General features: G+C 63.5%; 26 protein-coding genes and 1 riboswitch. Of the genes, 19 read left to right on the forward strand and 7 right to left on the reverse strand.

Going from position 1 to position 25,361, the window contains the following annotated elements; translation table 11 throughout:
- Positions 1-73 precede the first annotated feature (73 nt).
- The 4 genes from pdxH to BN69_RS10155 all read left to right on the forward strand — a co-directional run bounded on the left by pdxH (position 74) and on the right by BN69_RS10155 (position 3,152).
- Positions 74-688 carry a pyridoxamine 5'-phosphate oxidase gene (gene pdxH, locus BN69_RS10140; protein WP_014891508.1) on the forward strand — a complete coding sequence of 205 codons (615 nt, stop codon included), beginning with the start codon at positions 74-76 and terminating at the stop codon, positions 686-688.
- Entirely contained in the window at positions 685-1,314 is a 630-nt protein-coding gene (locus BN69_RS10145; RefSeq protein ID WP_244434912.1) for a TIGR02301 family protein, read from the forward strand. The genes pdxH and BN69_RS10145 overlap by 4 nt, the downstream gene beginning before the upstream one ends.
- Positions 1,315-1,511: 197 nt before the next feature.
- Positions 1,512-1,766, forward strand: coding sequence for a hypothetical protein (locus BN69_RS10150; protein ID WP_014891510.1), 255 nt, complete (start codon positions 1,512-1,514; stop codon positions 1,764-1,766).
- 291 nt (positions 1,767-2,057) lie between these two features.
- Positions 2,058-3,152 (forward strand): histidine phosphatase family protein, encoded by a 1,095-nt coding sequence (locus tag BN69_RS10155; protein WP_014891511.1) that lies wholly within the window; start codon positions 2,058-2,060, stop codon positions 3,150-3,152.
- 39 nt (positions 3,153-3,191) lie between these two features.
- Here the strand turns inward: BN69_RS10155 and BN69_RS19655 are convergent, their stop codons facing one another.
- Positions 3,192-3,692 (reverse strand): cupin domain-containing protein, encoded by a 501-nt coding sequence (locus tag BN69_RS19655; RefSeq protein ID WP_198408137.1) that lies wholly within the window; start codon positions 3,690-3,692, stop codon positions 3,192-3,194.
- Positions 3,665-4,297, reverse strand: coding sequence for a cupin domain-containing protein (locus BN69_RS19660; RefSeq protein ID WP_014891513.1), 633 nt, complete (start codon positions 4,295-4,297; stop codon positions 3,665-3,667). The genes BN69_RS19655 and BN69_RS19660 overlap by 28 nt, the downstream gene beginning before the upstream one ends.
- 366 nt (positions 4,298-4,663) lie before the next feature.
- Between BN69_RS19660 and BN69_RS10165 the strand changes: the two genes are divergently transcribed.
- From BN69_RS10165 to gcvPB, 7 genes are all read left to right on the forward strand, one after another.
- Entirely contained in the window at positions 4,664-5,995 is a 1,332-nt protein-coding gene (locus BN69_RS10165) for an Nramp family divalent metal transporter (protein ID WP_014891514.1), read from the forward strand.
- A gap of 91 nt (positions 5,996-6,086) precedes the next feature.
- Complete coding sequence (locus BN69_RS10170) at positions 6,087-7,130, forward strand: HpcH/HpaI aldolase/citrate lyase family protein (protein ID WP_014891515.1); 1,044 nt, start codon at positions 6,087-6,089, stop codon at positions 7,128-7,130.
- Positions 7,131-7,223: 93 nt separating this feature from the next.
- Positions 7,224-7,556 carry a heat shock protein HspQ gene (gene hspQ / locus BN69_RS10175; protein ID WP_014891516.1) on the forward strand — a complete coding sequence of 111 codons (333 nt, stop codon included), beginning with the start codon at positions 7,224-7,226 and terminating at the stop codon, positions 7,554-7,556.
- A gap of 102 nt (positions 7,557-7,658) precedes the next feature.
- Positions 7,659-7,749: riboswitch (glycine riboswitch) on the forward strand.
- A gap of 154 nt (positions 7,750-7,903) precedes the next feature.
- Positions 7,904-9,061 carry a glycine cleavage system aminomethyltransferase GcvT gene (gene gcvT, locus BN69_RS10180; protein ID WP_051013273.1) on the forward strand — a complete coding sequence of 386 codons (1,158 nt, stop codon included), beginning with the start codon at positions 7,904-7,906 and terminating at the stop codon, positions 9,059-9,061.
- On the forward strand, positions 9,058-9,432 hold the full coding sequence (gene gcvH, locus BN69_RS10185; RefSeq protein WP_014891518.1) for a glycine cleavage system protein GcvH: 375 nt from the start codon (positions 9,058-9,060) through the stop codon (positions 9,430-9,432). The genes gcvT and gcvH overlap by 4 nt, the downstream gene beginning before the upstream one ends.
- 105 nt (positions 9,433-9,537) lie before the next feature.
- Positions 9,538-10,878: an aminomethyl-transferring glycine dehydrogenase subunit GcvPA gene (gene gcvPA, locus BN69_RS10190; RefSeq protein WP_014891519.1), complete on the forward strand. Its 1,341-nt coding sequence runs from the start codon at positions 9,538-9,540 to the stop codon at positions 10,876-10,878.
- Positions 10,878-12,419 carry an aminomethyl-transferring glycine dehydrogenase subunit GcvPB gene (gene gcvPB, locus BN69_RS10195; protein ID WP_014891520.1) on the forward strand — a complete coding sequence of 514 codons (1,542 nt, stop codon included), beginning with the start codon at positions 10,878-10,880 and terminating at the stop codon, positions 12,417-12,419. Before gcvPA ends, gcvPB begins: the two co-directional genes overlap by 1 nt.
- 3 nt (positions 12,420-12,422) lie before the next feature.
- Here the strand turns inward: gcvPB and BN69_RS10200 are convergent, their stop codons facing one another.
- Together BN69_RS10200 and BN69_RS10205 are read right to left on the reverse strand one after the other, a co-directional pair.
- Complete coding sequence (locus BN69_RS10200; protein ID WP_041926923.1) at positions 12,423-13,505, reverse strand: cytochrome-c peroxidase; 1,083 nt, start codon at positions 13,503-13,505, stop codon at positions 12,423-12,425.
- A 103-nt stretch (positions 13,506-13,608) separates the two neighbouring features.
- The gene (locus BN69_RS10205; protein WP_014891522.1) at positions 13,609-14,253 is read right to left on the reverse strand and encodes a S24 family peptidase; all 645 of its coding nucleotides are present in this window, start codon (positions 14,251-14,253) and stop codon (positions 13,609-13,611) included.
- Between the two features lie 166 nt (positions 14,254-14,419).
- Here BN69_RS10205 and BN69_RS10210 point away from each other — a divergent pair, with 166 nt between their 5' ends.
- Positions 14,420-15,802, forward strand: coding sequence for an anion transporter (locus tag BN69_RS10210; RefSeq protein WP_014891523.1), 1,383 nt, complete (start codon positions 14,420-14,422; stop codon positions 15,800-15,802).
- 7 nt (positions 15,803-15,809) lie between these two features.
- On the opposite strand, the gene BN69_RS10215 is transcribed toward BN69_RS10210, so the two are convergent.
- Together BN69_RS10215 and BN69_RS10220 are read right to left on the reverse strand one after the other, a co-directional pair.
- Positions 15,810-17,666, reverse strand: coding sequence for a cation:proton antiporter domain-containing protein (locus BN69_RS10215; RefSeq protein WP_014891524.1), 1,857 nt, complete (start codon positions 17,664-17,666; stop codon positions 15,810-15,812).
- 235 nt (positions 17,667-17,901) lie between these two features.
- A complete protein-coding gene (locus BN69_RS10220) occupies positions 17,902-19,104 on the reverse strand; it encodes a glycosyltransferase family 4 protein (RefSeq protein WP_014891525.1) in 1,203 nt (400 codons plus the stop codon).
- Positions 19,105-19,241: 137 nt separating this feature from the next.
- Between BN69_RS10220 and BN69_RS10225 the strand changes: the two genes are divergently transcribed.
- The 5 genes from BN69_RS10225 to BN69_RS10245 all read left to right on the forward strand — a co-directional run bounded on the left by BN69_RS10225 (position 19,242) and on the right by BN69_RS10245 (position 22,138).
- Positions 19,242-20,060 (forward strand): alpha/beta hydrolase, encoded by an 819-nt coding sequence (locus BN69_RS10225; protein ID WP_014891526.1) that lies wholly within the window; start codon positions 19,242-19,244, stop codon positions 20,058-20,060.
- Positions 20,061-20,163: 103 nt separating this feature from the next.
- The gene (locus BN69_RS10230) at positions 20,164-20,451 is read left to right on the forward strand and encodes a ribbon-helix-helix domain-containing protein (RefSeq protein ID WP_014891527.1); all 288 of its coding nucleotides are present in this window, start codon (positions 20,164-20,166) and stop codon (positions 20,449-20,451) included.
- On the forward strand, positions 20,448-20,711 hold the full coding sequence (locus tag BN69_RS20070; protein WP_014891528.1) for a type II toxin-antitoxin system RelE/ParE family toxin: 264 nt from the start codon (positions 20,448-20,450) through the stop codon (positions 20,709-20,711). The genes BN69_RS10230 and BN69_RS20070 overlap by 4 nt, the downstream gene beginning before the upstream one ends.
- A gap of 32 nt (positions 20,712-20,743) precedes the next feature.
- Positions 20,744-21,259 carry a hypothetical protein gene (locus BN69_RS10240; RefSeq protein WP_014891529.1) on the forward strand — a complete coding sequence of 172 codons (516 nt, stop codon included), beginning with the start codon at positions 20,744-20,746 and terminating at the stop codon, positions 21,257-21,259.
- Positions 21,260-21,265: 6 nt separating this feature from the next.
- A complete protein-coding gene (locus BN69_RS10245) occupies positions 21,266-22,138 on the forward strand; it encodes a Kiwa anti-phage protein KwaB-like domain-containing protein (protein ID WP_014891530.1) in 873 nt (290 codons plus the stop codon).
- A 604-nt stretch (positions 22,139-22,742) separates the two neighbouring features.
- On the opposite strand, the gene BN69_RS18805 is transcribed toward BN69_RS10245, so the two are convergent.
- On the reverse strand, positions 22,743-22,976 hold the full coding sequence (locus BN69_RS18805) for a type II toxin-antitoxin system TacA family antitoxin (protein ID WP_083858733.1): 234 nt from the start codon (positions 22,974-22,976) through the stop codon (positions 22,743-22,745).
- Positions 22,977-23,389: 413 nt separating this feature from the next.
- Here BN69_RS18805 and metX point away from each other — a divergent pair, with 413 nt between their 5' ends.
- Together metX and metW are read left to right on the forward strand one after the other, a co-directional pair.
- Positions 23,390-24,562, forward strand: a complete 1,173-nt coding sequence (gene metX / locus BN69_RS10255) for a homoserine O-acetyltransferase MetX (RefSeq protein ID WP_148277249.1) — start codon at positions 23,390-23,392, stop codon at positions 24,560-24,562.
- On the forward strand, positions 24,559-25,227 hold the full coding sequence (metW, locus tag BN69_RS10260; RefSeq protein WP_014891534.1) for a methionine biosynthesis protein MetW: 669 nt from the start codon (positions 24,559-24,561) through the stop codon (positions 25,225-25,227). The genes metX and metW overlap by 4 nt, the downstream gene beginning before the upstream one ends.
- The last annotated feature ends 134 nt before the right edge of the window (positions 25,228-25,361 follow it).

Genomic DNA, 25,361 nt, shown 5'->3' on the forward strand with positions numbered 1-25,361 from the left:
CTGACGCACAGGAAGTGCAAAGCGCCACCTTTAATGCGCCGATCTTTGAATCGGCTTGAGAAAGGATTCTCGCTTGAACGCGTTAACGCCGGGTGACTTTGTCGAGGCCGCCGAACCTTTCGCATTGTTTGGGCAATGGTTCGAGGAGGCCAAACTCAAAGAGCCGAACGATCCCGAGGCGATGGTCTTGGCGACGGCCGACGCTCAGGGCCTGCCCGACGCGCGCATGGTGCTCCTGAAGGAATGGACGCCGGAGGGCTTCGTCTTCTACACCAACGCCGAGAGCGCCAAGGGACGGCAACTCGAGGCGAACATGCAGGCGGCGGGGCTGTTTCATTGGAAGTCGCTTCGCCGGCAGGTGCGGCTGCGCGGGCCGGTCAGCCGCGTCAGCGACGCCGAGGCGGACGAATATTTCGCCAGCCGTCCGCGCGACTCTCGCATCGGCGCTTGGGCGAGCCAACAGTCGCGCCCGCTGGAAAGCCGCTTCGCGCTCGAAAAATCTGTCGCCGTCTTCGCCGCAAAATATGCGGTGGGCGGCATTCCCCGCCCGCCCTATTGGCGCGGCTTTCGAATTGCGCCGGTCGCGATGGAATTCTGGTCCGATCGGCCGTTCCGGCTCCATGACCGCGTCCGCTTTTTCCGGGCGAAGCCGGGCGAGGATTGGCGAAAGGAGCGGCTCTACCCATGACGGAACCCAGGACGGAACCCATGAGGGCGCTCAAGACGGCGCGTGCAAGGCGCACGACGGCGGCGCTCGCGGCGGCGGCGGCCGCGGCGCTCTTTTCGGCCGAGGCCGCCGCGCAGGACCCTTTCGATTTCCTCTTCGGCGGCGGCTTCGACGGCCCCCGCCGCTACCGGCGGGCGCCTGAACCGAGGCGATCCGAGCGTCCGCCGCCGCGCAAGCGGGACGGCGCCGCGCAGACCCAGACGAAGCGACAAGATCAGCAGGCGCCGGGGGCGCCGGGGACGACCGGAGCGCCGGCGGCGCCGAGCGGGCCGGAGGGGCCGCCGCCGCCCTATGACCCCCAGATCACGCGGCTCTCGGAGGTCCTCGGCGCGCTGGCCTTCCTGCGCGACCTCTGCGGGTCGGGCGACGGCGAGGAATGGCGGGGGAAAATGTCCGCCCTGCTCGACGCCGACGCCCCCAGCGGCGCGCGCCGCCAGAGGCTCATGGCGTCGTTCAACCATGGGTTTCGGGGCTATGAGTTGACCTATCGCGCCTGCACGCCCAACGCCAAGGCGGTGATCTCCCGCTATCTGGCGGAGGCCTCGCGGCTGACCCGCGACATCACCTATCGCTACGGAAACCCTTAGAGCGCTTCCCGACCGCATGGACTCATGTGATCGATAAGGAATCGCTCTAAATCAAAATATTGGAGCAGGTTCTCATCGAAAAAGTCGGTCAACCTTTTCGGAACCCGCTTGTCTCATGACTTTCCGCGCCGATGCGAAATTAACCTTCCGGCGAGCGTCGCCTCGCGCGGCGCGGGCGGCTTCTTTAGAGTGGAGGGATGAACGAATTGAACGTCGCCTCGCTCTATGACTTAGGCGGGGACCAGCACCGAGCGGCTCTCGCCTATGTCACCGAGGCCTTCGCCGAGGCGATTCTCGCGGGGATCGAAAGCGATTCCTTCGCGCATGCCGCCCTTTGCGCGGCGCTGCGCGAACTGGTGGCGACCTATGGCGAGGAATCGGTGGCCGCCTTCGCGGAAACGCTGCCCGCGAGGCTGCGGGCGGGGGAATTCACCACCGGCCTGAGACATTAGAGAGGTTCCGAAAAAGTTGACGGACTTTTCGATGAGAACCTGTTGAGGCTCCACATCTAGTCACGCCGCATTTGGGCAAAATCGCTCGAATCTCAGAAGATTAGAGCGCGCTCCACGCCCAAAAGGCCGCCACTTTTGCGCAGCGCCCGGCGCGGCGCTTGCGGTTATTCGCCGCGACCGCGCGAATGCGGACTGACTTTTGCACTGCAAGGCCCTAGAACGCCGGACGCCGCGGGCGGAGACGCCCGGCGGCTTTGCACAGCGACTCCCGCGCCTTAAATCCGAAACGACATGCCCCGCACGCTTCTGTGTCTCGCACGGCACGGCGAGACCAACTGGAATATCGAAAGGCGCTTTCAGGGCCAGTTCGACATCGCGCTGAATGCGCGCGGACGCGCGCAGGCGGCCGCGCTCGCGAAGGAGCTCGCCGGCGCGCATTTCGACAGGGTCTATTCGAGCGACCTGCGCCGCGCGCTCGCGACAGCGACGCCGATCGCGGGCGCGCGCGGGCTCGAAGTCGCCAAGACCCCGGCCCTGCGCGAGAAGGACGACGGCGTTTGGCAGGGCCACACCCATGCGGAAGTGCAGGCCACGCACGCCGACATCTATCCGAACTATCTGACGCGCAGGCCGGATTTCGCCGCGCCGCAAGGCGAAAGCCTGGAACATTTCGCCGCGCGGGTGCGCAAGGCCTTGACCCAGATCGCCAGGGAGAGCGCCGGCGAGACCGTGCTCGTCGTCGCCCATGCCGGCGTGCTCGACATCGCCTGGCGCCTCGCCGCCGGCAAGAGGCTCGACGAAAAGCGCGAGCATCCGGTGCTCAACGCCACGCCGAATTGGATCGCCTATGAGGACGGCAAATGGTCGATTGTCGACTGGGCGACGCCGGAGGGGCGGGCGGAAATCGCCGCGCCATGGGACGGCCGTGAACTGCCGCGCCGCGAGGCCGCGCGCGCGCTGATCGTCGATCAGGATAACGACGTCCTGCTGATGCGTTACGCCGGCGGGCTCACGCCGCATTTTCTGGCGCTCGGCCATCATCACTTCTGGGCGACGCCGGGCGGCGCGGTCATGGAAGGCGAGGACTTTGAGTCGGCGCTGCGCCGAGAAGTCTATGAAGAGACCGGCCTCACGCTTCTCGATCCCGGTCCGGTCGTCGCGACCCGCGAATTTCCGATGGAGATCGGCGACGACTGGCATCAGGCGGTGGAGCGCTATTTTCTCATCCGTACCCAACGCTTCGCGGTCGAGCCGCGCGACCTGACGCCGGAGGAAAAAATCCATGTGCTCGGCTGGCGCTGGTGGAGCGCGGACGAGATCGCGGTCTCGCACGATCTGATCTTCCCCGAAGGGCTCGAAGCGCTGCTGCGAAAAGTCAGCAAGTGAAGGGCGCGGTCGAGGCGCGCTCGCACGCGCCTCTTTCGGCTATTTCGTCATGAAGACGTCCCTGCGCGGGAATTTCTCGAAGACCGAGGGATCCTGCCCGAAATTCGTCGCGAGAATATCCGTCGGATTGCCGGCGATCCATTGCGACAGATCGATCGTCTGATAATGCGCGTTATTGAAGACGATGAGCACGCGCACCGTATCGGTCCCGACATTTTCGAGCGAATGGCCCATGCCCTGGGGAATATAGCCCACGTCGCCCTTCGAGAAGGTCTCCTGGCGCCAGCGGCCCTTTGACCCAAACAGCGTGACGCATAGCTGGCCGCTCAGCACATATTGCCATTCGGAGGCGTTGGGATGCCAATGCAGCTCGCGCAGCGCGCCCGGCTCCATTTCCAGAACGACGCCGGTCATCGTCGTCGAAATCGGGAATTGCGATCCGTCGACGCGCCATTCGATTCCGCCGGGAAACGTCTCATAGGGCTTTTGCGACAGAAGGCTGTATTTGTGGGTCAGCGGCGGCGGCTTCCATCCCTGCAACGGTCGCGAGGGGATTTCAGGCGGAATATTCCCCCTGGCGAAATAGACCTCCTGCTTGGGGAAACTGTCGAAGGTCGACCCGGGACGCCGAAATTCTTCGCCAGCAGCTCCTTGGGCGCGTGGCCGATCCAATCGCTGATGCTGAAGGTGCCGAACTCCGAGAAATAGCCATTGTCGAAGACGAGGATGAAATGACACAGGTCTTTTCCCAGCGTCTCGATGACATGGCCATGGCCGCGCGGAAAATACCAAAGATCGCCCGCCTCGAAGTCGTTGGTTTCCGAGCAGCCGGCCGGGTCGATGACGGTGGTGCGCACGCGTCCCTCTGTGACGAAGCCCCATTCGGCCGCGGTCGCGTGCCAGTGAAGCTCGCGCATGACGCCCTGCTCCATGCGCATCGAAACGCCGGCGATATCCTTGGAAATCGGCAGCTGAGCGACGGTCGCCTCCTTGCCATAGCTGGCGCCGTCGACGCGTCCTTGAGATTTTTCAAGCTCGAACTTGAACGTCGGCAGCTCGGCGCCCGAGGTCACGGGATCGGGCACATTATTATGGAAGCTCGTGTGACCGCCTTCCGAGCTTATCGGGATCGTCAATGAGAACATTACCAGCCCTCGCTGTTCTGACTGTGTGTCGCAATCGAAACGGCGATCGCCGTCCCCGTGGTTCCGCTTCGAGCGCTCGGCCAAAGCAACGACGCAGCCCATGAACTCGTCGCATGACAAGCGCATCGGCTGATTCTGAATCGCGACGGCTCAGCTTGCGAGCATGCCTGCTCGGAGGGCGCGCGACAAGCCGCGGCTGCGGCCGCCGCGCTTGGCCCGCAGATGACATTCTTCCGTCGCGATTTACATTGGTGACAAGGGGAAGCCTTAAGACGAAGACATCTTGCGCGGAAGCGGCCCTTCCCGGCCTTGCCAAGAAGCGACCTTTGCCGAGAAAATCCTGTGTCCGGCCGCCGCCGGCGCCTCATGGAGACAAATGTGACGCCAGCGACGACCGCCAACGCGCCCGCTCCGCAACGCGGCGATATGCGCCGCTCCGTGCATGTGCCCGAAGGCGGCAAATTTCTCCGGCGGCTCTTTGTGTTTCTGGGTCCCGGCTATCTCGTCGCCACCGGCTATATGGACCCCGGCAATTGGGCGACGGCGCTCGCCGGCGGCTCCAAGTTCGGCACGGCGCTGCTGTTCGTCGCCGTGCTGTCGAGCCTGATGGCCATCGTTTTGCAGTCCCTTGCGGCGCGGCTCGGCGTCGGCGCGGAGCTGGATCTGGCGCAGGCCTGCCGGCGGCATTATCCCTTCCCGGCCGCGGTCGGGCTCTGGCTGCTGGCGGAAGTCGGCATTTTCGCCACGGATCTCGCCGAAGTGATCGGCACCGCCATCGGGCTGCAATTGCTGTTCGGCCTGCCGCTCGCGGTCGGCATCCTCATCACGGTGCTTGACACCTTTCTGGTCCTCGCTTTGGAGCGGGCCGGCTTCCGCAAGATCGAGCTTTTCGTCGTCGCGATGCTCGCGCTCATCGCCTTTTCCTTCCTCGCGCAACTCATCATGGCGCGCCCTGACATGGCGCAGGTCGCGGCGGGTCTCATCCCGACGCGGCGCTTTTTCACTGACCCCGAGATGCTTTACATCGGCCTCGGCATTCTCGGCGCGACGGTCATGCCGCATAATCTCTTTCTGCACTCTTTCGTCGTGCAGACGCGCGCCGTCGCCGAGCCGCTCGAAAAGAAGCGCGAGGCGATTCGCTTCGCGGTGATCGACAGCACGCTGGCGCTGTTTCTCGCGCTGTTCGTCAACGGCGCCATTCTCGTTCTCGCCGCCGCTGTCTTCCATGCGAGCGGCCATACCGAAGTCGCGGAGCTCGGCGAGGCGTATCGGCTGATCGCGCCGCTGCTCGGCCAGCCGATCGCGGCGACGCTCTTCGCCGTCGCGCTGATCGCCTGCGGGCTGAATTCGACCGTGACCGCGACCCTCACCGGCCAGATCGTCATGGAGGGATTTGTCCGGCTGCGGATGAAGCCGGCGACGCGCCGGCTCATCACCCGCTGCATCGCCATCGCGCCGGCGATCGGCGTGACGCTTTACGCGGGCGAGTCGGCGACGGCGCAGCTGCTTGTGCTCAGCCAGGTGGCGCTGAGCGTGACGCTGCCCTTCGCCGTCGTGCCGCTCGTGGCCTTCACGGCGCAGCGCAGCGTCATGGGAGAACTCGTCGCGCCTCGGCGCACCACCGCGCTTGCGGCGATCATCGCCGCCGTCATCATCGCCCTCAACCTGAAGCTGCTCTGGGACGCCGCCGCCGGCTGAACGGCTTACGGCTGTGACAAACTGCCGAGCATTGCCAAGCCGACGCATCTGGCTTAACTCGTCGCAACTTTTCGCCGGAGTCGCGACAGAAATGAAACTCCCCAATCAATTCTACCGTCCGCTCGCCATCGGCGCCCCGGCGCCGCTGCGCGAACCGCCCGTCAAGGTCGAGCGGATGATCCATTTCGTGCCGCCGCATCTTGAGAAATTCCGCGCCAAGGTCCCCGAGCTCGTCAAACAGGTCGACGTCGTGCTCGGCAATCTCGAAGACGCGATTCCGGCCGACGCCAAGGAAGCCGCTCGCGCCGGCTTTATCGAAATGGCCAAGGCGACCGACTTCGGCTCGACCGGCCTGTGGACGCGCATGAATGCGCTCAATAGCCCCTGGGCGCTCGACGACATGATCGAAATCGTCGGCGCGGTCGGCGACAAGCTCGACGTCGTCATGCTCCCCAAGGTCGAGGGCCCCTGGGACATCGCCTATCTCGACCAGCTCCTGGCGCAGCTCGAGGCGCGGCATGGCGTGAAGAAGCCGATCCTTATTCACGCCATTCTGGAGACAGCGGAAGGCGTCAAGAATGTCGACGCCATCGCTTCGGCCTCACCGCGCATGCATGGCATTTCGCTTGGACCGGCCGATCTCGCCGCCTCTCGCGCCATGAAGACCACCCGCGTCGGCGGCGGCCACCCGGACTATAAAGTGATCGCCGACGCCGAGCCCGGCCAGGGCCTTCGCGCCTCGTTCCAGCAAGACCTTTGGCATTACACCATCGCCAAGATGGTCGACGCCTGCGCTTCCGCCGGCATCAAGGCCTTCTATGGCCCCTTCGGCGATTTCTCCGACGCGCCGGCCTGCGAAGCGCAATTCCGCAACGCCTTTCTGCTCGGCTGCGCCGGCGCCTGGTCGCTGCATCCGTCGCAAATCGCCATCGCCAAGAAGGTCTTTTCGCCCGATCCGCAAGAAGTCGCCTTCGCCAAGCGGGTGCTCGAAGCGATGCCGGACGGGACCGGCGCGGTGATGATTGACGGCCGAATGCAGGACGACGCCACCTGGAAGCAGTGCAAGGTCGTCGTCGACCTCGCCAAGCAGGTCGCCGCCAAAGACGCCGACCTCGCCAGGATCTACGGATTTTGAAAGGATTTGACTGTGGCGCGACATCCGATTGACGGCTGCGCCCCTGCTGCTGTACTAACAGACGAGTAAACAGCGTGGTAAAGGCGCTTTCGAATGCCGCGAGAGAACTTCGCTAAATTCGCTATTGGCCAAGTGGTCAAGCATCGCCGCTATCCCTTCCGCGGCGTGATCTATGACGTTGATCCGGTGTTCGCCAACACCGAAGAGTGGTGGCTTTCGATTCCCGAAGAGCTGCGTCCGAACAAGGATCAGCCTTTCTATCACCTGTTCGCCGAGAACGCCGAAACCGAATATGTAGCCTATGTGTCGGAGCAGAATCTGCTGCCCGACAACACCAACAGGCCGGTGCGCCATCCGCAGGTCGACGAGACCTTCGAACGCGATGGCGATGGCGTTTACCGCATGCGAGCGCTTAAGCGCCACTGAGCGGCGCTTCCGTTCAGTCCGAACTCTGCCGCATTGCAAAAAAAACGCGCAGCCGTTGGGATTGACGATCGCGCGAATCAACCACATTTTGGGTGTAGGTCGAACTTCATCGCGGGAGAGACCGGCGCTCGCGCCGGCGCCGAAGGCGAAACCGCCCCGGAAACGCTCAGGCCCAAAGGACCGCGACGAAGTAGAAACTCTGGAAAGCGGCGACGCGCGCAAGCGTTTCGCCCACCGAAGGGCGTAACCTGTCGCTTTTAGCGCAGGGAAATCTCTCAGGTCACCGGACAGAGGGGGCGCGTAGCAAAGTTTAAGCTTTGCTGCGCCAACCTTGTCTGGCGGAGTTGTTGGTGACCGAACTCGACGTCGCGACCGCTGCGCCTCCCGCGCTGTCCAAACTTCCGCTCGATGCGGCGCATCGACGGCTTGGGGCGCGGATGGCGCCTTTCGCCGGGTACGATATGCCGCTGCAATATGAGCAGGGCATCGTCGCCGAAACGCTCCATACGCGTCGTCGCGCAAGTCTGTTCGACGTTTCGCATATGGGTCAGGCGATCCTCGCCGGCGCGCGCGCCGCACGGGCGCTTGAAAGCCTGACGCCTGCGGATTTGGCGTCGCTTTCGCCAGAGCGCACGCGCTACACGCAGCTGCTCAACGAGCGCGGCGGCATTCTCGACGATCTTCTCGTCACCCGCCTACCAGGCGTCGAGGAGCGGCTGCTGCTTGTCGTCAACGCCTCGCGCAAGCAAGCCGATTTCGCGCTTATCGCGGCTGCGTTGCCCCAGTTCGATTTTAATCCTTTGGACCGCGCGCTGCTCGCCCTTCAGGGCCCGCGCGCGGCCTCGGTCCTCGGCGCACTCCTCCCCGGCGCCGAGGACCTTCCTTTCATGGGCTGGCGCGCCTTCGACTTCGGCGGCGCGCCGCTCTTCGTGTCGCGCAGCGGCTATACGGGCGAAGACGGATTTGAACTGTCGCTGCGCGCCGAGCATGCCGAAGACCTTGCGCGCCTGTTGCTGTCGTATGAGGACGTTGCGCCGGCGGGCCTCGGCGCGCGCGACGCTCTGCGTCTTGAGGCGGGCCTGCCGCTCTATGGCCACGACCTCGATGAAACCACCGATCCGGTTGAAGCGGGACTCGGCTGGTCGATCGGCAAACGCCGGCGCATCGAAGGCGGATTCCCCGGCTTTGAGCGCATTCGGATTGCGCTTGAGCAGGGTCCCGCCCGCAGGCGCGTCGGGCTCGAGCCGCAATCCAAGGCGCCGCTGCGCGAAGGCGCGGAGCTTTCAGCGCGCGACGGCGCGCCTGCCGGCCATGTGACGTCGGGCGGCTTTTCGCCGACGCTGCAACGCCCGATCGCGATGGGCTATGTCGCCAGCAGTAACGCCAACCTCGGCGCGACGCTTTCGGCGCCGCTGCGCGACAGACGCGTCGACGTCACAGTGGCGGCTTTGCCCTTCGTCCCGCATCGCTACTTCAAAACGCCGGCTGGAAAGGATGCGAGATGACTGATCTGCGCTACTCCAAGGATCATGAATATGTCGCGCTCGATGGCGATCTCGCGACGCTGGGCATATCGGACTATGCGCAGTCGCAGCTCGGCGACATTGTTTTCATCGAACTGCCCGAAGTCGGCAAGAAAGTCGCAAAGGGCAAAGAGATCGCGGTCATCGAGAGCGTAAAAGCCGCGAGCGAAGTCTATTCGCCGGTGAGCGGCGAAGTCGTCGAAGTCAATCCGGAGCTTGGCGAAGCGCCGGCGCTCGTCAACGACGATCCGCTTGGACGCGGGTGGCTCATCAAGGTGAGGGTCAGCGACCCTGGTGAATGCGCATCGCTGATGGACGACGCCGCCTATTCGAGTTTCCTGAAAACGATCTAGAGCAGGTTCGATGGGAACCTGCTCCAGCATTTTGATTTCGAGCGATTCCTATCGATCACATGATTCCATGTGATCGGGAAGCGCTCTAAGCGCAAGGAAAAGACGATGCGCTATCATCCGCTGTCAGAGGCCGACAGAAGCGCAATGCTCGCGACGATCGGCGTTCCGTCGATGGAGTCGCTCTACGCCGATGCGCCGCCGGAGACGCTATTAAAGGCGCCGCTCGACCTGCCCAAGGGCAAGTCCGAGCTCGACGTCCAGCGTTTTTTCGCAAGGCTTGCCGCCCGCAATATGCCTGCGTCGCGCGCGCCGTTCTTTGTCGGCGCCGGCGCCTATAAGCATCACATTCCCGCGAGCGTCGATCATCTCATTCAACGTTCGGAGTTCTTGACGAGCTACACGCCCTATCAGCCGGAGATCTCGCAGGGCACGCTGCAATATCTCTTCGAATTCCAGACCCAGGTCGCTCTGCTCACCGGCATGGAGGTCGCGAACGCTTCCATGTATGACGGATCGACCGCGACCGCCGAAGCCGTGCTCATGGCGCATCGCGTGACGAAGCGGCGCAAGGCGCTGCTCTCCGGCGGGCTGCATCCGCATTACGCCGAAGTGGTCCGCACCATCTCGCGGCTCGCCGAAGACGAAGTCGAGACGATGGCGCCCGACATTCGCGCCGCCGAAGATCTCATCGCGCGCATTGACGACACGCTTTCTTGCGTCGTCGTGCAGACGCCCGACGTCTTCGGCAATTTGCGCGATCTGACGAAGATTGCCGAAGCCTGCCATCGCAACGGCGCGCTTCTCATCGCCGTCTTCACCGAAGCCGTCTCTCTCGGTCTGCTTAAAACTCCTGGCGCGATGGGCGCCGACATCGTCGTCGGCGAGGGCCAGTCAATCGGCAATTCGCTCAATTTCGGCGGGCCTTATGTCGGGCTCTTCGCCACGCGGCAGGAATTCGTGCGGCAGATGCCCGGCCGCCTCGCCGGCGAAAGCGTCGACGCCGACGGCAGGCGTTCCTATGTGCTGACGCTTTCGACGCGCGAGCAGCATATCCGCCGCGACAAGGCGACTTCCAACATCTGCACCAACTCCGGCCTCTGCGCGCTCGCCTTCACCATCCATCTGACCTTGCTTGGCGAAGCCGGACTGACGCGGCTCGCGCGCGTCAATCACGCCAACTCGGTCTTGCTGGCGCAGATGCTCGCTGACGTTCAAAACGTCGAGGTTCTCAACGAGACCTTTTTCAACGAGTTTACGCTTCGCGTCGAAGGCGACGCCGCCGCGCTTGTTGAGAGAATGGCGGCGCGCGGCGTTCTCGCAGGGGTTCCCGTCTCGCGTCTGTTACCCCACGCCGGCCTCGACAATCTCCTCATTGTCGCCAGCACCGAAGTCAACACGGATGAAGATCGCGACGCCTTTGTCGCGGCGCTCAAGGAGTCGCTCTGATGCTCGACAGACCCGCAGTCGTCGAACCGCTCGACGACGACAAAACGCCTGCGACCTTCACCGGCAATCGCGGGCTCGATCAGGAAGAGCCGCTGATCTTCGAGATCGGCCGGCTCGACGCGACTGGCGTCGATGTCGACGATCCGGCGCCCATCGCGACGCGGCTCGGCGCGCTTGAGCGCAATGCGCCCATCGGTCTTCCGGGACTCACCGAACCGGAGACGATGCGCCATTACGTGCGTCTGTCGCGCAAGAATTATTCGATCGACGCCGGGCTCTATCCGCTCGGCTCCTGCACGATGAAGCATAATCCGCGCAGCAACGAGAAGATCGCGCGCTATGAAGGTTTCGCGGATCTGCATCCGCTGCAGCCGCAGTCGACCGCGCAGGGCGCGCTGGAGTTGATGCAGATTCTCGCCGACTGGCTGACGACGCTCACCAACATGCCGGCGGTGGCGATGTCTCCGAAGGCCGGCGCGCATGGCGAACTCTGCGGCATGATGGCGATCAAATCTGCGATCGCCGCCAGAGGCGAAAGCGCGACGCGCAATGTCGTCCTCATTCCGCAGTCGGCGCATGGCACCAATCCGGCGACGGCGGCGCTGCTCGGCTTTTCGGTGCGCGTCGTTCCGGCGGCGGCGGATGGAACCGTGCGGGCCGAGGCTGTTAAAGACGCGCTCGCTTCGGACGTCGCGGCGATCATGCTGACCAACCCGAACACTTGCGGGCTGTTCGAGCGTGAGATCGTCGAGATCGCCGACGCGATGCACGAGGCCGGCGGCTACTTCTATTGCGACGGCGCGAATTTCAACGCCATCGCCGGCGTCGCGCGGCCCGGCGACTTCGGCATCGACGCGATGCACATCAATCTGCACAAGACCTTCTCGACGCCGCATGGCGGCGGCGGCCCTGGCGCAGGTCCGGTCGTTCTCTCGGAACGTCTCGCGCCTTTCGCGCCGGTCCCGTTCATCCGCCGCAACGGCGACGCGTTGCAGCTGGTGGAAGACGCAGAAGGCACGCAGAGCTTCGGACGGCTCACCGCCTTCCATGGGCAGATGGGCATGTTCGTGCGGGCGCTTGCCTATATGCTCGCGCATGGGACCGACGGGCTTGCGCAGGCCTCGAAAGACGCCGTGCTGTCGGCGAACTATGTCCGCGCGTCGCTACGTGACGTGATGACCCAGCCGTTCGGCGATCGCATCTGCATGCATGAAGTTCTGTTCGACGACGCCTGGCTGCGCGGAACCGGCGTGACGACGCTCGACTTCGCCAAGGCGATGATCGACGAGGGCTATCATCCGATGACGATTTATTTCCCGCTCGTCGTCCATGGCGCGATGCTCATCGAGCCGACGGAATCGGAATCGAAAGCCTCGCTCGATCTCTTCATCGCAACGCTGCGCGATCTCGCGCGGAGCGCCAAAGCCGGCGAGGTCGCGCGCTTTGGCCCCGCGCCGCGACTGGCCCCGCGCCGGCGCGTCGATGAAGCGCTCGCCGCGAGAAAGCCGGTGCTGCGCTGGACGCCGGGCGCCGCAGCCTGATCGTCACTGAGCCTGGCTAAACGGCGGCGCGGTGCGCGGCGGCAGAATCGGCAGGACCACCTCAGGCTGGCGCCCGGTTAGCGAATCGAGGAAGGCGACGATCTTATCGGTCTCGTCGGCGCTGAACTCGACGCCGAGCTGGCTTTCGCCCATCACCGCCACGGCCTTCTTCAAATCGAAGGTCGAGCCGGTGTGGAAATAGGGCGCCGTCAGTTCGACGTTGCGCAGCGAGGGAACCTTGAAAGCGTATTTGTCGGCGATCGCCTTGGTGACCGCGAAGCGGCCCAAGTCGTCCGGCGGCAGAAATTCCGCGGTCGGCTGTTTGACGACGCCGAAACGCGCATACATGCCGCCGCCGACGTTGACGCCGTTGTGGCAACTCGCGCAGCCCTTCTCGATGAAGAGCTTCAACCCGTCCTTCTGCGCGTCGGACAGCGCCTGATCGTCCCCTTTGAGCCAACGGTCGAACGGCGCGTCGGGCGTGATCAGCGTCGCCTCGAACAGCGCGATGGCGCGGCCGATGTTGGCATAAGCGACGGGATCGCTCTGTTCGGGAAAGGCCTGTTTGAACGCCGCCACATAGCCCGGGATTCCCTTGAAGAGTTCGACCGCGCGCTGCTTTGCGGCCGCATGTTCCGTCGGATTGATCGGCATCGGGCCGCCGCGGGTTTTCAGCATCGCCTTGGGATTGGCCATCACCGAATTGACCACCTGGTCGGAAAGATTGGCGGCGCGCCCATCCCAATATTGGGCCGTGTTAAAAATGGCGTTCATCACCGTGAGCACTTCGCGGCCGGCGAGCTGCGCATTGTGGCCCCCCGAGAGCGCGCCGCCGTCGACGCCGCCCATGCTCAGATTGTGACAATCGGCGCAGCTGATGTCGTGGGTCTCGGAAAGGCGCGGCTCGAAATACAGCATCTTGCCGAGCGCGAGTTTTTCGGGCGTCGCCGTCTCTCCAGGAATCGCCGGCGGCGCTGACGGAATTGGCTGGAAAAGCTCCTTCGCCCGGTCCCTCAGGCCTGCGTCGGCAAACGCCGGGCCGCCGACAAGAAGCGCGATAAGAGAGACGATCGAAGAAAGACGCATGGCGGATTTCACCCGGATGGAAGCGGCGCAAGAGGTTGAAGCTTATACCACAGCTGCATCGGCGCGAGGCTAGATGCGTCGGTCGGCGGCTAAGCGTCACACGTCATTGGCTCGCCCAGAGAATGCGCGCCATCCAGCTGACCTCGTCGCGCGGAATCGTGCGGTCCGGGTAGGCGGGATTGACTGAACGCAGTTCGATCGTTCGCGCCGTCTCGCGCTTGAGCTCCTTGGCCATGATCTCGCCCGAGGTGGTCTTGACGACCACCCGATCGCCGCGCCGCACCGGCGCGGCCGGCGAGACGATAACCACATCGCCGTCGCGATACAGCGGCGCCATGGAGTCGCCTGAGATCTCGAGCGCGTAGGAATGTTCGTCGGCCTCGGCCAAGACGTCGATCTCGTCCCAGCCGGCGCCGGTGGCGAAGCCGGCGTCGTCGAAAAAGCCGCCGACCCCCGCCTGCGCCAGGCCGATCAGCGGCCGCGTATGGCGCAACCGGCCGGCGGCGCTGTTGGCCGTCACCAGCGACATGAATTCGTCGAGCCCGGCGCCGGTCGCCGCCAGCACCTTGGCGATCGATTCGGTCGACGGCCAGCGCTGGCGCCCGCGCGCCGTTTCGCGCTTGGAGCGATTGAAGGTGGTGGGATCGAGGCCGGCCTTGCGCGCCAGGCCGGACGGCGTCATGCCATATCGCTCGCCGAGCGCGTCGATCGCCGCCCAGATCTGAGCATGGGTGAGAATGTCGGACATGGCAGGCCGCGACTCGGAAGAGTTTCCTAGGGGATAGGAATATATCTATTAACTATGCCGCACAATAGGAAATCGGCGGCGCCGGCTTGGCGCGCGCAAGGCCAGGCGCCATAACCCCTCCTCCCAGCGTCGTCTTTCGCGCGCGCGCTCTAACTTGCCGGGTTGCATGCCCTCCTCGCCCGAGCCCGCGCCCAATCGCTTGCGCCACCCTTTCCTCACGCTCTGGCTTGGGATTCTTGCGGCCATCATTGTCGCGGGGAGCGCGGCCTTGGCCGCTGTCGCGATCCTGGGGCTCGGCGAATTTCTGTCCCTGCTCGGCCGACTGCCGACGCCGACGCCGCAGACGGCGGCGGTCGGCGCGATCTTCGCGGCGACCTATCTCGTGCTCGCGATCGGCAGGCTGCCCTATTATCGGCTCGACCGCGCCGGCGGCGCGCTGCTCGGCGCGAGCCTGATGATCGGCGTCGGCGCCTTGACGCTGGACGAGGCCTATCGCGCCATCGATTTCGACGCCATCACGCTGCTGCTCGGCATGATGATCGTCGTCGCCAATCTGCGCCTTTCCGGCTTTTTCCGCCGCGCCGCCGACTGGCTGGCGGACGTCGCCCGGCGTCCGATCTTCCTGCTCGTCGCGGTCGCGGCGGCGACCGGATTCTTTTCCGCCTTTCTCGTCAATGACGCGATCTGTCTCGTCATGCCGCCGCTGGTCATCGACTTGGCGCGGCGCCTGAAGCGCGATCCGACGCCCTATGTGCTGGCGATCCCGCTCGCCTCCAATGTCGGCAGCGTCGCGACGATCACCGGCAATCCGCAAAATATGATCATCGCCGCCGCCTCCGGCGTTTCCTACGGCGATTTTTCAGCGGCGCTCTGGCCGATCGCCTTCGCCGGCGTCGCGCTCACGATCCTTTTGGTGGCGCTCGCCTTTCCGCGCGAATTCTTCTCGCGCGAGAGGCTGACGCCGATCGTTGCGGCGCCCCGCCCCTTTCATGCGGCGCTCGCCTCAAAGGCGCTGCTGATCACCGCGGCGATGATCGGGTTCTTTTTCGCCGGCGTTCCGCCCGCCAAAGCGGCGATCGTCGCCGGCGGCCTGCTGCTGCTCACGCGGCGCATCGGCTCGAAGAAAATCTACAGTGAAATCGACTGGCCGCTGCTCCTGATGTTCGCCGGACTCTTCATCGTCGTCGGCGCCTTCGACAAGGTGGTGCTGACGCCAGGAGAGATCGCGGACGTCGGGCGGCTCCGGCTCGATGACGCGCCGACGCTCGCGCTCATTTCCGCCGTGCTGTCCAACATCGTCAGCAATGTGCCGGCGGTTCTCGCGTTAAAACCGTTCATCATCGGACTGAGCGATCCGAGGCGCGCCTGGCTGATTGTGGCGATGGCCTCGACGCTCGCCGGCAATTTCACGCTTGTCGGCTCGATCGCCAATCTCATCGTCGTCGAGCGGGCGCGCGCGCTGGGCGTGACGATCGGCTTCTGGACCTATTTTAGGGTCGGCGCGCCGCTGACGCTGGCGACAATCGCGCTGGGGCTGTGGAGGCTGTAGAGGGGCCCTATACCTCCTCGCCGCTCTCTTCCGCGGCGCGGCCCGATATGCGCCGGCGCGTATGCTCGCGCCTGATCTTTCGATTGCGCTCCGCATGCCGCGCGCGCGTCTTGTCGTCGGACGGCTGCAGCAGCTTGCGAAACTCGTCGCGCTTCTCATGGATCGAGGCGATGACGAAGCCCATCGGCACGCCGATATCGACGAGCACGGTTTCGGCGAGCTGCAGGCTGGCTTCGACCGTTTCGGGAATCGCGTCGGTCGCGCCGAGCTTGTAAAGTTCGGTGGCGTGGTCGGCGTCGCGCGCCCGCGCCACGATGGTGAGATCGCCGCGGATGTCATGCGCCAGACGGACGATCTCTCCGGCCGCGTGAACATTCTCGATCGTCACGACGAGCGCGCGGGCCTGCGCCACGCCGCAACGCATCAGGAACTCGCGCCGCGTGGCGTTGCCCCAGTAGATTTCGACGCCGTCCTCGCGCCCCGCGGTCACCAGCGACACGACGTTTTCGACCGCGACGAACGGAATGTCGTGGCGCTTCAGCATTTCGCCGACAAGGCTGCCGATTCTGCCAAAGCCGACGATCACGACGCGGTCCCCGGCGATTTCGGCCGCCGGCGCGAGATCCGCATAAAGCAGTTCGTCCTCGGCTTCCGTCGCCGGCGGAACAAGCGCGGCGCCGATCCGGCCAAGAAGCGGAATGGCGAAAATGCTGATCGTGACGACGATCATCGCGTCGGCGCCATAGTGGCCCGGCAGCACGCCGACGGCCATCGCCGAGGTCAGCAGCGCGAAGGCGAATTCGCCGCCCGGCGCCAGCAGCAGCGACGCCTCGGCCGAGGGGCGCCATTCGACGCCAAAGAGCCGCGCAAGAACGAAGATGATCGCGCCCTTAACCGCGATCAGCCCGGCGGCGTATAGGAAGATCGGAAAGGGATCCACGGCGACGGCGCCCATGTCGAGACCGGCGCCGACCGAAACGAAGAAGAGCCCGAGCAACAGGCCCTTGAACGGCTCGATCGTCACCTCGACCTCGCGCCTGAACTCCGTCTCCGCCAGCAGCAGCCCGGCGATGAAGGCGCCAAGGCCCATGGAGAATCCGGCGGCCGCCGAAAGCGCCGCCTCGCCGATGACCACCAGAAGGCAGGCGGCCATGAACAGTTCGGTCAGCTGCACGGCCGCGACCATGCGAAACAGCGGACGCAGCAGCAGCCGTCCGATGAAGATCAGCGCGCCCATGGCGAGGAAGGCCCGCCCAAACGCCCACGCCGCCTGTTCGCCCGTGAAGCCGCCGTTCTTGGCTTCGGCGAGCGCGGAAACCAGAAACAGCGCCGGCGCGACGGCAAGGTCCTGAAACAACAGCACCGAAAAGGCGACGCGCCCCGAGGTCTTGTTTAAGCGCCGCGCTTCGGCGAGCACCGGCAGCACCACCGCCGTCGACGACATCGCGAGGGCGATGCCCATCAACATCGAGGGGCCAAGTTCGACGCGGAAGTAATAGAAGCCCACAGCCGCGAGCACGCTTGCGCACACCACGACCTGCGCGAGCCCCAGTCCGAAGACGAGCCGCCGCATGCGGGCGAGACGCTCCCAGGACAGTTCGAGGCCGATCATGAACAGCAGAAAGACCAGCCCGAATTCGGCGAGATTGGAGACGCCCTCGACATTGGTGATGGTGAAATTGCGCGCCCATTCATGGTCGCTCGCCAGTCGGCCCAGACCAAACGGCCCAAGCACGACGCCGGCGAAGAGAAAGCCCAGCACCGGCGAAATCTTGATGCGGTGAAACAGCGGGACGACGACCCCCGCCGTGGCGAGAAAGACCAGCGCCTCGCGATAGGATTCGAGATGAATGGAGTTCGTCATGCCGCCTCGTTGCTCGCGCGCTGATTCTAGCGAAGGATAAATGGGTCAGGCGGCGATTGGCGATGAAACAGCAAGAGTCGCGCCGCCGGGCGAGCTTAGGGGAAGCCCAACTGGCGCGACCATGGCGCTGCGCGCGCGACCCGTCCGATTGACGGCCGCACTCTAGCCGATTCGCTTTTGGGCGCGCTGCGCTTTTTCAGCCGCCGCGCCTGAGCCAGGCTTTGGTCCAACGTGGCTAAAGCCCAAGCAGAAGCTCATAGACCTGCAGCGTCGCGCGCTGCATCTCCTCCACCGAAAAACGCTCCTGCGCGTTTCGGCGCGCCCGCAGCGCCAGATCGTCATGCGCCGAGGCCTGCAGGCTCAGCGCCTCGGCGATGGCCTCCGCCAAGGCCGCCGGATCGCCCGGCGGCGTCCGCCATCCAGTCGCAAGATGGCGCGGGGTCTGCGGCGGCGCCAGGACGATCTCCGGCGCGGCGCCGATATCCGAGATGATCACCGGCGCCCCCATCGCCTGCGCTTCGACGGCGATCCGCCCGAACGCCTCCGGCTCCGTCGCCGGCGCGACAATGACGGCGGCGGCCATATAGGCGGCCGGCATGTCTTCGCAGTAGCCGGCGTTGCGAATGACGTCGCGCAGGCCGGCGTGCTCGATCTGCGTTTCGAGGGCGCGGCGAGTGGAATCGCTGTGCGGGTCGCCGACGAAAATGACGCGCAGATCGCAGATTCCCTGCTTGATCAGCCGCTTGGTCGCCTCGACCAGAACCGAATGGCCTTTGCGCGCCGAAAGCCGCGACGGCAGCAGCACGACGCGATCATGCGCCGCGACGCCCCACGCCGCGCGCAGCCGCTCGACCCGGCGCCGGTCGACGGCGGCGGGCGAGAAGGCGCGCAGATCCGCGCCGCGCGGGATGACGACGATGCGATCCGCGCTTTCCGGATGCAATTCGCGGATGCGCTGGGCGGCGAATTCCGAAATGGCGATCACCGCGTCGCCCGCCGACATGATGGCGTTGTAGCGCTGCTTGACCGGCGACGCGCCGCTATAGGCGCTGTGATAGGTCGTGACCAGCTTTGCGCCGGTCTGACGCGCCGCGTAATAGGCGACCCAGGCGGGCGCGCGCGAGCGCGCATGCACGATGTCGACGCCTTCGTCGCGGATGATTCGCGCCAGCCGCACCGAATTCAGCGCCATCGCGAAGGGATTTTTCGTCGCCGCCGGAAACGGCGCCCAGACGCCGCCTTTCGACTGCAGCTCGCTGACCATGCGGCCGCCGCGCGACGCCACCAGACAGCGGGCGCCGACCCGGCTGAGCGCCTCGGCCACGTCCACCGTCGCACGCTCCGCCCCGCCCGACTGGAGATCGGGCACGATCTGCAGGATCGTTCGTCCGGACAGTCGCTGGCCGGGGGCGGCGATCGTGGCGGTTTGTTGCGACATCGCTAGGCTAACGCGAGCCCCGGACAGAATCGTCCGGCTGCGGCATTCTGTTGCGAGATCCTTTACCAACTATGAGCAAACCGCTTATTTTCAATCGCGTCGCCTCTTCGATCCTTAGTGAACCCAAGTGAACCTGCTTGTCGGACACGTTCGACTTCCTCGACATTCCCAGTCCGGCGGGCGGCGCCTGGCGCATCGCGCGGCGATGGCGCGCCGCGACGGCCGCGGCCGGAAACGCGCCGGGCCTCGTCTGGCTTGGAGGCTTCGCCTCCGATATGGACGGAACCAAGGCGAGCTTTCTCGACGCATGGGCGAAAGCGCGGGGGCGCGCCTTTCTGCGCTTCGACTATTCGGGCCATGGCCGCTCGGCCGGAAAATTCGAGGAGGGCTGCATCGGCGATTGGCTGGAGCAGAGCCTCGCGGTTTTCGAGCGCTCGACGCAGGGGCCGCAGATCGTCATCGGCAGCTCGATGGGCGGCTGGATCGCGCTGCTTCTGGCGCGGCGGCTGGCCGAAAAAGGCGAGAGCGCGCGGCTCGCCGGACTGATCCTGCTCGCGCCGGCGGTGGATTTCACCGAGGCGCTGATGTGGAACTCCTTCGACGAAGCGACGCGCCGCGAATTCTTGGAAAAAGGCGTCCTGCCCGCCAAGGAGCCGGATCACGGGCCGGTCACAAGGCGGCTGATTGAAGAGGGGCGCCATCATCTGCTGCTCGGCGGCCTCATGCGCGCTTATGGGCGCGTGCATATTCTGCAGGGCATGCGCGATGACGCCGTGCCCTGGCGGCATGCGCTGACGATCGTCGAGCATCTGAACGCCGATCCGGTGACGCTGACCTTCATCGCCGACGGCGATCATCGGCTGTCCCGTCCCGAAGATCTCGCACAGCTCGCCGCCGCGGTGGAGACGATGAGCGCCCCGCCGCCGGGCGAGCCGCCGCCGACGCTGTTTGATTGAGGGGGGCACGGCGCATTGGTGCGCGTTCGCGTCGTCGGGCGCATTGCGTTTCCATTTGCCTCATAAGTATGATAAAGTATGAACATTGAGAAAGGGGCAAAGCGTGGCCGATATCGAACGATTGACCATCACCCTCCCAGCGGACATGGCCGCCGTCGTTAAGGCCGCCGTCGCCGAGGGGAATTACGCCTCGACGAGCGAGGTTGTTCGAGAGGCGATCCGCGACTGGAAAATGAAGCGCGCCTTGCAGCTTCAGGAACTGTCCGCGCTCAAGGCCGACATCGACAAGGGGTTAGCCGACGTGGCCGCCGGTCGCGTAAAGGATTTCGACGCCGACGCCATCGTTGCGCGAGGGAGGAAGCTATTAGCAGGCCGGCCCGCCTCCGTTTGACGGACGCGGCGGAAGCCGACCTCGCCGAGATTTGGGCCTACGTCGCCGCCGACTCGGAATCCGCCGCAGCCCGCTTGCTCGATAACATCAAAGCGACATGCGCGCGGTTGCTCGACTTCCCTTCTTCGGGGGTTTCGCGCGAACAGTTGGCGCGCGGTCTTCGCGTTGTGCTCCAAGGCAATTACGCCATATACCGGAAGACAGGTGCAAGCGCGATAGCTCAAATGGATCGTATAAAATCAGCGCAAAACCAGAATTGAACGTCTTTATCGGTAAAACTTAGAGCGTATAGATGTTGAGCGGTATTGCACGCCTAATGCTGACAGCATCCTCGATGGCTCCCATCGGGTTCACATATGCTTGGGTTGCGTTCACACAAAATGAAAAGGTCGTTGCGGTAATAGCTGCGTCATTTAGCGTGATAGCGGTCATTTCGTGTGTGTTCACGATCTCATATGCGAAGAAGTTTCTAGAACGCATGAACTTTAAGGCCGCAGCAGTCGAAGCGGCTGACAAAGAAAATATCGGGTTCATGCTTTTATATTTGCTTCCGCTCTTTACAGATAAAATTAACACGCTGAATTGGCAGCTATGGATCCCCGTAATTGGAATATTTTCTGTTATAACCGCGACGGGGTATTCGTATCACTTCAACCCATTGCTTGGCCTGATGGGGTGGCACTTTTATAAGGTTGAATCAACAGACGGTGTAACCTTTGTTCTCATAACGAAGAAACACCTAAGAACTGCGGCTAATAAACTGGTTGTTGGCCAACTTACGGAGTATATCCTCCTGGATATGGAGTGAATTCGAATGACAAACCTATTTGCATTTTGCAGACAGGCGAATCAGCCGGTTATCAAACGCGTGAGCGTTACTGGCCCGGTACAGGCAAAAATTGGCGGCATCTTTCAAGGGCAGGAGGCTGCATTTCTTGAAGGGGTTTCCGAAGAGGTGGATTTTGGTGGAGACTGGAAACCGGATGACGACGAGATACTTGTGATTGACGCACCAGACGAGGCGCAGCTTTTGGCTGCCGCAGTCTCTGGAAATGCGATGTCGTATCCAGCAATTGATGCCAATAATTTTCTCAGCGAGGCGATAAAAGCTCTGTTTATTTCCGTAGAAGATGGGGCGAACCATAGAATTCTAATTCAGAAATTTTCAGCCCAGCAAATATTAAATAACACTAAATTCTGCCTTATGCTTGACGGTAATACATTTAAGGAATTGACTGAAAAAGCATTCTCGCTAGACAATCATATAACTGCTATAATTGATGGTAATAGGCTAAAATTCAAAAGCTTCTTTATGGTGAAGCGTATTTTTCAATTAAACAATTTATATATTGCGGCGACAGATGATGAGCTTGATACATTTTGTACTCATGATAGTCTTCAAGTGACGAGCGCGGATGCGTTTAAAGCGCTTGCCGATGAAAATGTCAGGAAAATGGTGCATGCTATAACACGTACAAACGTTCTGCATAACTGTTCTGTTGATGAGATTTCCGAAAAGGCCACGGCTCTAGGTTTAGATATAAGCGTTGAAGGTGGAAAAATAGTAATCCCGAGCGAGAAGAAGCGCATCAAGGAGCTTTTGCGATTTCTAGACGACGGAATTTTCGAAGCGCCGCTTACATCGAGAAAATATATCGCTAATTCCAAGAGGCCGTTTGGCGTGTAAGTGTCGATTAGTGCCTGCCGCTAAATAATTGGAGAGAGATAGATGCAACCGCACATTCCCGAGCGTCTGACTTGGCCGCGCAATTTATCAACGCTAAAGGGTGGCGGCCTTTCGACGCTGGCAGGTGGCGGTATGTGCACACTGCAAGGCGGCGGTGCGTCGACCTTACAGGGCGGCGGAATGTCGACGTTGCAAGGTGGCGGGATGTCGACCTTGCAATGTGGTGGTCTCTCGACGCTCCAGTATGGCGGCCTATCGACACTCCAATACGGAGGGTTGTCCACGCTGCAATACGGCGGTCTCTCCACACTCCGATATGGTGGATTGTCGACATTGCCAGGCGGCGGAATGTCTACCCTTTCTGGAGATGATTACAGGAGCAATATCCCCCCGTGGCCTGTCTTTCTTCGCGAACTAGAGAAGAGAGGATTACATCAAGCGGCCGACCTTATCAGGGGGCGCCTGCCGAAAGCCTTATGGCCTGAAAATCATTCGCTCACGAAGCAGCCGGCGATGCGCCGCTTGATGTCCTGAAGCGCCTCGACGCCGGAGTGAAAGCCGTTGCGATCGTGATCGCGGCTGAGGATCGCGGTGACAAACGCCTTCAACGAACCGCGCAAATAAGGCGGCGGTGACTGGCGAGGGCGCGCTTCAACCCTTCCGACGGCGCGGACGGTTTCAGGATCGCGTCGGCGAAAGCCCGCTGACCGGCGACCGGGAGGCGGATGATTTCCGTTTCCTCAATGGCGCGGTGGGCGGCTTCCTGCGCGGCGCTCACGACAAAGTCGCTGACGCTGCGCCCCTGAATTTCGGCGGCGCGCTTCACAAGGGCAAGCACATCGGGCGCGAGATGCGGGCGGTGCGGGCGGTTTCTTGAGGAATCGCATTATCCTCGCTTCGAGAGGGTCTCCCTGGTTGATCGGGCGAAGGGCTTCCTCACCCTGAGGAGCGTGCGCAGCATGCGTCTCGAAGGGCGAGGAAGCCCGTTTTCGAGTATTTTCCCTCACCCTCGTCCTTCGAGACGCCGCCTGCGGCGGCTCCTCAGGATGAAGGTGAGGAAAACAATCCTTCACACAATTGCCCTGGGGCTTCCATTTCCTCATAGCACATGTGCGGGAATATGCCGGACATATCAAGACGGCGAGAAACATTGTGCGCCGCCGCGCGGCGCTTGACACCTCCGCCCGCCCCATCGATGTTGCCGAACGAATTGTTCGGCATATCGAACGCTAGGAAGATCGCTTGTCCGTCTTGTCAGAAGCGCGGCCCGCCTGCGGCGAGGGCTTCGCGCCGAAAACCGTCGTCTTTCAGCCCGACCGACCGCTTCTGACCGACGGGGGCGGCCGCATCGCGCCTCTGTCCATCGCCTATGAGACCTACGGCCGCCTCAACGCCGCGCGGACGAACGCCATTCTGCTGTGCCATGCGCTCACCGGCGACCAATACGCCGCGGGCGTTCATCCCGTCACCGGCAAGCCCGGCTGGTGGGAAGCCATGGTGGGACCCGGCAAGCCTTTCGACACCAATCGCTATTTCCTGATCTGCTCCAATGTCGTCGGCGGCTGCATGGGCACGACCGGCCCGGCGTCGATCAATCCGACGACCGGCAAGCCCTATGGGCTCGACTTCCCCGTCGTGACCATCCGCGACATGGCGCGGGCGCAGGCGATGCTCATCGATCATTTTGGAATCGAGACGCTGTTTTGCGTCGCCGGCGGCTCGATGGGCGGCATGCAGGTGCTGCAATGGGCGGCGAGCTATCCGGAGCGGGTGTTTTCGGCCATGCCGATCGCCACCGCCGCCAAACATTCGGCGCAGAACATCGCCTTTCACGAAGTCGGCCGACAGGCGGTGATGGCCGATCCGGACTGGCGCTCGGGGCGCTATCAGGAGCAGGGCGTGCGGCCCGAGAAGGGACTCGCGGTGGCGCGCATGTCGGCGCATATCACCTATCTCTCGGAAGCGGCGCTGCAGCGTAAGTTCGGCCGCAAGCTGCAGGACCGCAGCGCGCCGACCTTCTCCTTCGACGCGGATTTTCAGGTCGAGAACTATCTGCGCTATCAGGGTCTCGCCTTCGTCGAGCGCTTCGACGCCAACTCCTATCTCTTCGTCACCCGCGCCTGCGACTACTTTGATCTTGCCGCCGACTATGGCGGTTCGCTGGCCATGGCCTTCAAGGACACCAAGACGCGCTTTTGCGTCGTCTCCTTCACGTCGGACTGGCTCTATCCCACCTCGGACTCGCGCGCCATCGTCCATGCGCTCAACGCCGGCGGCGCGTCGGTGTCTTTCGTCGAAATCGAATCCGACAAGGGGCACGACGCGTTCCTGCTGCACGAGCCGATGTTCATTGCGACGACGCGCGGCTTTCTCGATTCAGCCGCAAACGCGCGCGGGCTCGCGCCTGACGGGACCTCGCAATGAACGACACGCCTGCGGCCGAGACGCCTGAGCGGCTCGCGCAGCCGCTCGAGCAACCGCGTCTCGATCTCGCCGTCATCGCCGAGATGGTCGCGCCCGGCGCGCGCGTTCTCGACGTCGGCTGCGGCGACGGCGCCTTGCTGCAGCTCCTGGCGCAGAAGAAGGGCGTCGACGGCCGCGGCGTCGAACTCTCGCAGCGAGGCGTCAATGAATGCGTCGCGAAAGGACTTTCCGTCATTCAGGGCGACGCGGACACCGACCTCGCCGATTATCCGGACGACGGATTCGATTATGTGATTCTCTCGCAGACGCTGCAGGCGACAAGGCGCCCGCGCGCCGCGCTCGCCAATATGCTGCGCATCGGTCGGCGCGCCATCATCTCATTTCCCAATTTCGGCTATTGGCGCGTGCGCGCGCAGCTCGCCTTCAGCGGCCGCATGCCGGTCACCGGGCGACTCGACTATCACTGGCATGACACGCCGAACATTCATCTTTGCACCGTCCGTGACTTCGTCGAGATCGTCGACGAACTCGGCGCGCACATCGAGCGCGGAGTCGCCTTTGATCGCGCCGGCGCGCCGATCCGCTTCAGCGCGCCCTGGTGGGTGTGGAATCTCTTCGGCGAACAGGCTGTGTTTCTGCTGGAGCGCGGCGACCAACGACGCTAACCCATGCGACGGTTTGTCCCGCGTGCCTCGCCTTTCGCGGGTTGACGGTTCGCGTTAGCCTTCCCATTGGCGGCATTAAGAGAAACATGCGCGGGAGGGAGCGGCGGCGCCTCCGCTTCATGCGTCGTGTCATC

It is taken from the genome of Methylocystis sp. SC2, from assembly GCF_000304315.1.
Classification (GTDB): Bacteria; Pseudomonadota; Alphaproteobacteria; order Rhizobiales; family Beijerinckiaceae; genus Methylocystis.

What these genes read in the sequence shown, in the direction of transcription:
- BN69_RS10145 (WP_244434912.1), top strand. Translation starts at nt 685, where the DNA reads ATGACGGAACCCAGGACGGAACCCATGAGGGCGCTCAAGACGGCGCGT.
- BN69_RS10150 (WP_014891510.1), top strand. Translation starts at nt 1,512, where the DNA reads ATGAACGAATTGAACGTCGCCTCGCTCTATGACTTAGGCGGGGACCAG.
- BN69_RS10155 (WP_014891511.1), top strand. Translation starts at nt 2,058, where the DNA reads ATGCCCCGCACGCTTCTGTGTCTCGCACGGCACGGCGAGACCAACTGG.
- BN69_RS19660 (WP_014891513.1), bottom strand. Translation starts at nt 4,297, where the DNA reads ATGTTCTCATTGACGATCCCGATAAGCTCGGAAGGCGGTCACACGAGC.
- BN69_RS10165 (WP_014891514.1), top strand. Translation starts at nt 4,664, where the DNA reads ATGGAGACAAATGTGACGCCAGCGACGACCGCCAACGCGCCCGCTCCG.
- BN69_RS10170 (WP_014891515.1), top strand. Translation starts at nt 6,087, where the DNA reads ATGAAACTCCCCAATCAATTCTACCGTCCGCTCGCCATCGGCGCCCCG.
- hspQ (WP_014891516.1), top strand. Translation starts at nt 7,224, where the DNA reads ATGCCGCGAGAGAACTTCGCTAAATTCGCTATTGGCCAAGTGGTCAAG.
- gcvH (WP_014891518.1), top strand. Translation starts at nt 9,058, where the DNA reads ATGACTGATCTGCGCTACTCCAAGGATCATGAATATGTCGCGCTCGAT.
- gcvPA (WP_014891519.1), top strand. Translation starts at nt 9,538, where the DNA reads ATGCGCTATCATCCGCTGTCAGAGGCCGACAGAAGCGCAATGCTCGCG.
- gcvPB (WP_014891520.1), top strand. Translation starts at nt 10,878, where the DNA reads ATGCTCGACAGACCCGCAGTCGTCGAACCGCTCGACGACGACAAAACG.
- BN69_RS10200 (WP_041926923.1), bottom strand. Translation starts at nt 13,505, where the DNA reads ATGCGTCTTTCTTCGATCGTCTCTCTTATCGCGCTTCTTGTCGGCGGC.
- BN69_RS10205 (WP_014891522.1), bottom strand. Translation starts at nt 14,253, where the DNA reads ATGTCCGACATTCTCACCCATGCTCAGATCTGGGCGGCGATCGACGCG.
- BN69_RS10210 (WP_014891523.1), top strand. Translation starts at nt 14,420, where the DNA reads ATGCCCTCCTCGCCCGAGCCCGCGCCCAATCGCTTGCGCCACCCTTTC.
- BN69_RS10215 (WP_014891524.1), bottom strand. Translation starts at nt 17,666, where the DNA reads ATGACGAACTCCATTCATCTCGAATCCTATCGCGAGGCGCTGGTCTTT.
- BN69_RS10220 (WP_014891525.1), bottom strand. Translation starts at nt 19,104, where the DNA reads ATGTCGCAACAAACCGCCACGATCGCCGCCCCCGGCCAGCGACTGTCC.
- BN69_RS10240 (WP_014891529.1), top strand. Translation starts at nt 20,744, where the DNA reads ATGTTGAGCGGTATTGCACGCCTAATGCTGACAGCATCCTCGATGGCT.
- BN69_RS10245 (WP_014891530.1), top strand. Translation starts at nt 21,266, where the DNA reads ATGACAAACCTATTTGCATTTTGCAGACAGGCGAATCAGCCGGTTATC.
- metW (WP_014891534.1), top strand. Translation starts at nt 24,559, where the DNA reads ATGAACGACACGCCTGCGGCCGAGACGCCTGAGCGGCTCGCGCAGCCG.